At 70.1% G+C, this 6238-nt stretch carries 4 protein-coding genes; 1 reads left to right on the top strand and 3 read right to left on the bottom strand.

What is annotated here, in order from left to right; translation table 11 throughout:
* The 3 genes from AC5LUJ_RS10985 to AC5LUJ_RS10975 form a co-directional block, all read right to left on the bottom strand.
* On the bottom strand, positions 1 to 1559 hold a 1559-nt coding region (locus AC5LUJ_RS10985; protein ID WP_493464886.1), incomplete at its 3' end, for a DUF4407 domain-containing protein.
* Positions 1556 to 2242, bottom strand: a complete 687-nt coding sequence (locus tag AC5LUJ_RS10980) for a hypothetical protein (protein ID WP_493464885.1) — start codon at positions 2240 to 2242, stop codon at positions 1556 to 1558. The genes AC5LUJ_RS10980 and AC5LUJ_RS10985, both read right to left, overlap by 4 nt.
* Before the next feature lie 845 nt (positions 2243 to 3087).
* On the bottom strand, positions 3088 to 5094 hold the full coding sequence (locus tag AC5LUJ_RS10975) for a hypothetical protein (RefSeq protein WP_250286061.1): 2007 nt from the start codon (positions 5092 to 5094) through the stop codon (positions 3088 to 3090).
* A gap of 167 nt (positions 5095 to 5261) precedes the next feature.
* On the opposite strand from AC5LUJ_RS10975, the gene mptB reads away from it, so the two are divergent.
* Positions 5262 to 6238 (top strand): polyprenol phosphomannose-dependent alpha 1,6 mannosyltransferase MptB (gene mptB, locus AC5LUJ_RS10970; protein ID WP_493464884.1); only part of this gene is annotated, 977 nt, incomplete at its 3' end.

Below are 6238 nucleotides of genomic sequence, written 5' to 3'. Positions count from 1 at the left end.
CGTGGCTGAGTGCGCGGCCCAGGTGGTGTCCGCCCGTCGGCGGGGAAGGGCTCGTCCACGAAGAAGGGGTCGTCCACGGACGATGCCCGCGGTGATCCCACCCTGGACGTCGTGGGCGTCGCGAACCTCGTGGACGCCCTGTCGTCCCGGTTATCCGCCCGGTACCGCTCCGGGGATGGCTGGTCACGGGTGGGCGATGCCGGGAAGTCGCTCGGGTAGGGGAAGTCGGCGGCCCTGCCGGAGGGCCGGGTGTTCGGGGCCGGCCGCGGGCCGGCGACAAGATAGCTGCCGAGATCCGCCTCGATACGCCGCAGCTCGTCTTCCCGCCATCTGTCGAGAAGTCTCTCGGCGACGTCGGCCTGAGCCCGGACGGTTCTCTGGACCGTCCGTTCGATCTCCGCCGCCTTGGCCTCACGTGCGGCGTTGATCTCCAGGGATGCCTCCATCTGCCACTCGCGGCCCTGCATCTTCTCGATCTGCAGCCGGCTGCGTTCCTCGATCTCGACAAACTGTTCGTAGAGCGTCGGCGGCCCCAGCGACATCAGGAACTTGACGAAGACCGGCAGGCACTCGATCGAGGTGATGAAAAGGAGCAGCAGGAGATGGGCCCAGCCGAGGGCGGGCCGCTCGGAGGTCAGCCGGTCGAGGGCCTCGATGCGGATGAGCATGCCGGTGTCGTCGCTGTTCTTGGCGTTGAACGCGGCGGTGTCCGCGGCACGGGCTTTCACGAGGCCGTCGAGCTGGGCGTTGACCGTGCTCAGCTCCGACTGGGCGTTGGCGAGCGTGGACGTGCGCGAGGCGTTCTGGTTCGTCTGCGCCACGCTGATGGCCCGGTCGAGCTGGCCCTGGAGTCTGTCGAGGTCGGCCTTGGCGCTGTCCCGGATCGCGACTTTCTCGTTGTAGGCGATGCCGGCGCCGGGCCGGCCGCTGCCGCAGTCCGGCCGTCCTTCCTTCTCGCAGACCACGGCCTGCTCGGCCGCGTCGTATTTTTCTCGCGCGGCGTCGACCTGCGGCTGCAGGCGGGCCACCTCGGGATCCTTGCTGACGTCCGCGACGGCGCCGCCGGAGGCGACGGTCGCCTGTAACTGGGCCTGCCGGGCCCTGAGGTCGTTTATCTGCCTGGCGCGTTCGTCGTTCTGCATGTCGCGGTCGAACTGGTCGGCGCTCTCACGGTGCATGGTGGCCAGCTCGGCTTCTATCTCGGGCTCGAAGATGCGCAGCACCAGCGGCGTCGAGATGACCAGGCCGATAAGCACCGCCAGCAGCAGCCGCGGAAGCGCGATGACCAGGTTCTGGTACCAGTGCTCCCGACGTTGCACGGAGGCCACCAGCCACCGGTCGAGGCCCATGATCGCAAGACCCCACGCCCCGCCGACGAGAACGCAGGTGGCGATCGGCAGGCTCAGCCCCATGTGCAGGGCGAACGCGCAGGATGACGCAGCCATGAGCGACGTGGTCAGCACCGCGCTGCCGATACCGACGTACTTCGCCCGGTCGGTCGGGCAGCGGTCCAGGATCTGGGGGTTCGCCCCGGACAGCCAGATGAGAAGTCGTCTCACGACAGGCGCTCCCGCCCCCACAGCCTTGCGGCCATCCGCCCCCACACACCCTCTCGGCCTCGGTCAGGACCATGCCCGCCGGACTTACGGAACCTCACCCGACCCGCCGGAGGGGACGGGAACCACCGGTGCCCAGCCCGGCCGAACAGCGGAACGGCTCTTCCCCAGCCGCCGGCCGGCGTTGTTGTCGCCAGCCGGCCTGCCGAGAAGGCACTGGAAGGAAGGCCGGCCAGCCAGCCACCGCCACCGGCCCACATCCCGGGCTGGTGGATGCCGGGTGGGGAAGGCAGCCCGCGCGGAGCACGGGCCCGGACCTCGACGAGCTCGTCCCGGAGCTCGAACAGAGCGGCTGGCGAGACGATACCGGTGAGGGTGCCGCTCGGCGGGGCCGGAATCTCGAGGAAACTGATGACCGGCGGGCTGAAGGCACGCATGACCGGTGTTTGCGCCTCCACCACACCCCCGGTCCGCCCACGGGCCATCAGGCGCAGGGAACAGGTGGCCCTGAGCTCCACCGGGTGCGACCCCTTGGGAGGGAAGACGCCGTTGCCCTCGATGTACACCTCGTCCGCGTTGAGCGCAGACCATCTGACCACGACCGCTTCGCCGACGACACCGGCGCGGGGCTGCACGTCGACAAACTCGAACCGCGGCTCGGACGGCTCGGCGAACACGCTGCTCACACCCATCCCACCTTCATGATCCTCAAAGATGATGCCGGAGAGATGGCGCAAGAGGCCGAGGCAACGCTGACAGGCCAGCTCGACATGACGTTCCTCCCCCTCAGGAACACGTCGGTAAGCCTAACCCCACCCGTAGGCCAAGAACAAGATTTGTTTCAATATTGTGCGTACATTATCATCATAGTGGACGCGAGTCGTCGGATTCAGCACCCAGGTCCGCTCTCCGGGATCTCTCGGACCCCGCTCTCCCCACTCACGAGCCGCCATCGACCAGGGAGGACGAACGAAGCCGGAGCCATTGTCGATCAACCTGTCGGGTTGCCGACCCGCATCGCCCGGCGGCGTCTCGACGACTCCACCAGAGCTCACCGCACCCATTCCGAGTACCTTGGCCACCTTGAAAGCCGTGACCGTCGTTATCGCGAATAATCCCCCTTCCGTCAGCGACAGAAGAAGAACTACGAGGTGTCACGAAAATATTCTGCCGACGGCAGTTTCAGGAAGGTACCTGAGGCGGCGGACAAAATCGAGAACGACCGGACAGGCGCGCCACCCTGTCCCTGCCTGGGCCAACGCGAGACCGGATGGAGAGACAGGCCAGATAGAAAAGAATATATGCGTCAGAGATCCCGGACACGCGGCCGAAATGCCGCTACGGGGCCGGGCCAGGACGCCTGGAGAAGCGTAGAAACCGACGATGCACGATCTTCTTCGCCGGAACCGGAAAACGGCAAAAAAGACTCCAGGCGTATGCCCGGTCCCGTACGCGGTGGCTGTCCGTCGAGGACAGGGAGACGGTCGAGGAGAAGACGAAGACCAGGCCACCGCTGTGACCGGTACGGCGGTCAGTGGACGCGGGGGTCCGGGGGGCAGTCGAGAGCGCTGGCTCTGGTCAGGCCGCTGACGGTGAGCTTGGCGGACAGGCGGACCGGGCCAGGCCGCTCGGTGAGGATGCCCGTCCAGCCGTCCGCCGCCTCGAACACGCACGCCTCGTGGCCGTCGTCGAGCTGCCAGTAGGGCGTGAAGTGCACCAGGACGGTCGCCACGCCGGGCGCGCGGAAGTTCACCGCGAGTGAGCTGACACCGAGTTCGGTCAGGGCCGCCGGCCCCCGCACCAGGCCTGGCGAGTCGGTGACCAGCCAGACCTTCCAGTGGGCGTCCGACCAGACGAGTTCCAGGTAGGGCAGGCCGGCGTCGAGCAGCTTCGCCTCCTCCACCGCGGAGGAGTCCAGCTCCACGTCCGGCCGCGCCACGAAACGGACGCCGCGTTCGAGCAGCCACTTGTGGTAGGTCTCGGGAGCAAGGGTGCCGTCGTAGAACAGCGAGTTGTACTCCATGTCCAGCTGCCGCTCCCAGCCGCGGGCCAGCGGGACGTGCGGCGCCACGAACGACGCCTCCCAGTGCGCCCGGGTGAACGGGACCTCCACCCGTCCCATCGCCACCGGGCCGTGGTCGAGGTAGTCGAGCAGACCGGTGTAGTAGCCGGCCTGGCCGGAGGCGTCCCCGTAGGTGGCCAGCGCCCCGTGCACCGGGCCGATCTGCCAGCCCAGCAGCGGGATCGCGACGACCAGCAGCACCCGCGGGCGTCTGGCCAGCAGCATCGCCGCGAGCGGGCCCGCGAGCAGGGTCGCCGGGCGGGCGATGTTCCCGCCGATCTGGGTCGGGACGACGAAGAAGACCGCGGCGGCGGCGGCCCACAGCAGCAGCCCGCGCCTGATCGCCACCTCGTGCCGCGGGACGACGAGCAGCCCGGCGCCGATCAGCGCCAGCAGGGACAGGAAGGTCATCGCCGGGAACGGCTGCACACCGTGCTCGGGGAACAGCAACGCGACAACGATCCCGCTCATGGCCCCGGCCAGCGGCAGCACCCGGCGCCGCGGGAGCGTGCCGAGCAGGGCGACCCCGATCAGCAGCACGAACCCGCCGGCGAGCGGTGAGGCCAGCGACGACCCGACCGCGCCGGCCCACGCCGTCTTCGTCCGCCGTTCCCGGACGCCGAGCAGCGCCAGCGCGCCGAAGGCCATCCCCAGCGCGAAGGGCATCCGGCCGACGACGAGGTTGGCCACCGTCGCGACGGAGAACCAGACCAGCGCCAGGTCGTGGCCGTGCGTCCGGCCGCGGCCGCGCAGCAGCCGGGTGACGATCACGGTGGAGGCGACGCACGCGAGACAGCCGAGCGCCTGCACCCCGAACAGCGCCCCCAGCGGGGGGAAGAGCACGCTGTAGCCGGGTACGGTGTGCCCGCCGTACCACTGGTCGTCCCACAGCACCGCACCGCCGTGCTTGAACAGCCACACGCGATATTCCTGTGCGGGGGTGTCCGGGCCGGTGAGTCCCAGCGCCAGGGACAACCCGCACAGGGCGGCGGTGATCAGCCATGGCTGGCGCCGCAGCAGGGCGACGACGGCGAGGACGGCCCGCGGGAGCGCGGCACGCGGCTTCGGGAAGACCGCGCCGGGCTGCGGGGCATCACCGCCAGTTCCCCGGCGGACGGCGTGCGGTCCTGGACGGGCCGCCGGAGAGGAGAGCGTTCCTGGTGCTGTGGGCCCGACTTGCATGCCTTCGCGCCGGATGGCGGCCCGCCACCCGGCCCGACGCGGCTGCGCACCGCCCGGCAGGCCCGGGCGCGCCCGGGCGTCACCCGGGACAGCCTGCCGCGCCCGCGTGCCAGGCGGAGGACAGAGCCGCGGCTGCGCGTCCTGCGGAGGACAGGGCAGCTCCCGCGCGTCACACGGAAGATCGTGGGGTGCCTGCGCCTGCGCCTGCGCCAGGACGGCCTGGGACGCCTCCGCCTCGACCGGGACAGCCCGACGCGATCCCACATGACGTAGGACGGTGCCGAGCAGACCCACCCGACACCTCCCTGTGCCAGACCGCCACGAACCAGCCGACCGGAAGCACCCGGCCCACGCCGGGCCGCGGCCGTGACAACGACATCGACGGGTGGAGACGAAGCCCCCGTCCGCGATTCTTTCCGCGGGCGGGCCTGTTTCACGCACCTGTCGGGTGGCCGACCGTCGTGGGCACCGTCGCGGCAGTGATCGCTGTCCTCGCCGAGGCCGGGCTCGGACCGCGCAACCCGGACACCTTCAATCCCTCATCCTGGTGGGGGATTCTCGCATCACAGCCACCGTCGACAGCTACACGGGGCTGGCTCGCGGCAGTCGCCGCCGCCGCTGTGATCACCCTGTGCATCTGCTGGTGCGCCCTCGTCCGTTCGATCACTCGTTCGGCCACTCGCGCCGCCGAGGGTGCGGTGGATTCGTCTGATACGCCGCATATACCCGACACGCTCCCAGGCGGATCTGAGCATACCCGGGGGATCGCGCGTCCCGCCATGCCCCGTATCACCCCCGCCCGGGTGGTGGTCACCTCCATCGGGTGGAACCTGCCGTTCGCGCTTGGCCCGCCGCTGTTCAGCCGGGACGTCTACGCCTACGCGGGCCAGGGCGAACTCGCCCGCCACGGGCTCGATCCGGCGACGCACGGCGTCTCGGCGTTACGCGCGCTGGGCCCCCGGATGGAACCGTTCGTGACCGCGGTCGACCCGCGCTGGCGGGACACCCACGCCCCCTACGGGAGCACGGCCGTTCTCGTCGAGAAGGCGGCGGCCACGGTCGGCGACGCATTGGCCGGCACCGGGCCGCTCGGCGCCGTCATCACGCTGCGGCTCGTCGCCGTGCTCTCGGTCGTGGCGCTCGTCGCCCTCACCCCGCGGCTGCTGCCCGGACGCACAGACCCCCGGCAGACCGCCCTGGTCCTCGCGCTGCTGGCCGCGAACCCCGTCACCGTCATCCACCTGACCGGCGGAGCCCACCTGGACGCCCTCGCCGCCACCCTGACAGTAACCGCCCTGCTACTCGACCGCCACCGCCACCGCCACCTAAAGATCGATGCTCCGATACCGCCGAATCGCAGGAACGAGTGTGGAAGTGGCTGCCGCAGCAACCACTTCCACACTCGTTGGTGGGGTGGGGCGCGCGGGCGCCTGGGCAG

Source organism: Protofrankia sp. CiP1_Cm_nod3 (assembly GCF_982290655.1).
This window is presented reverse-complemented; position numbering and strand designations above follow the sequence as displayed.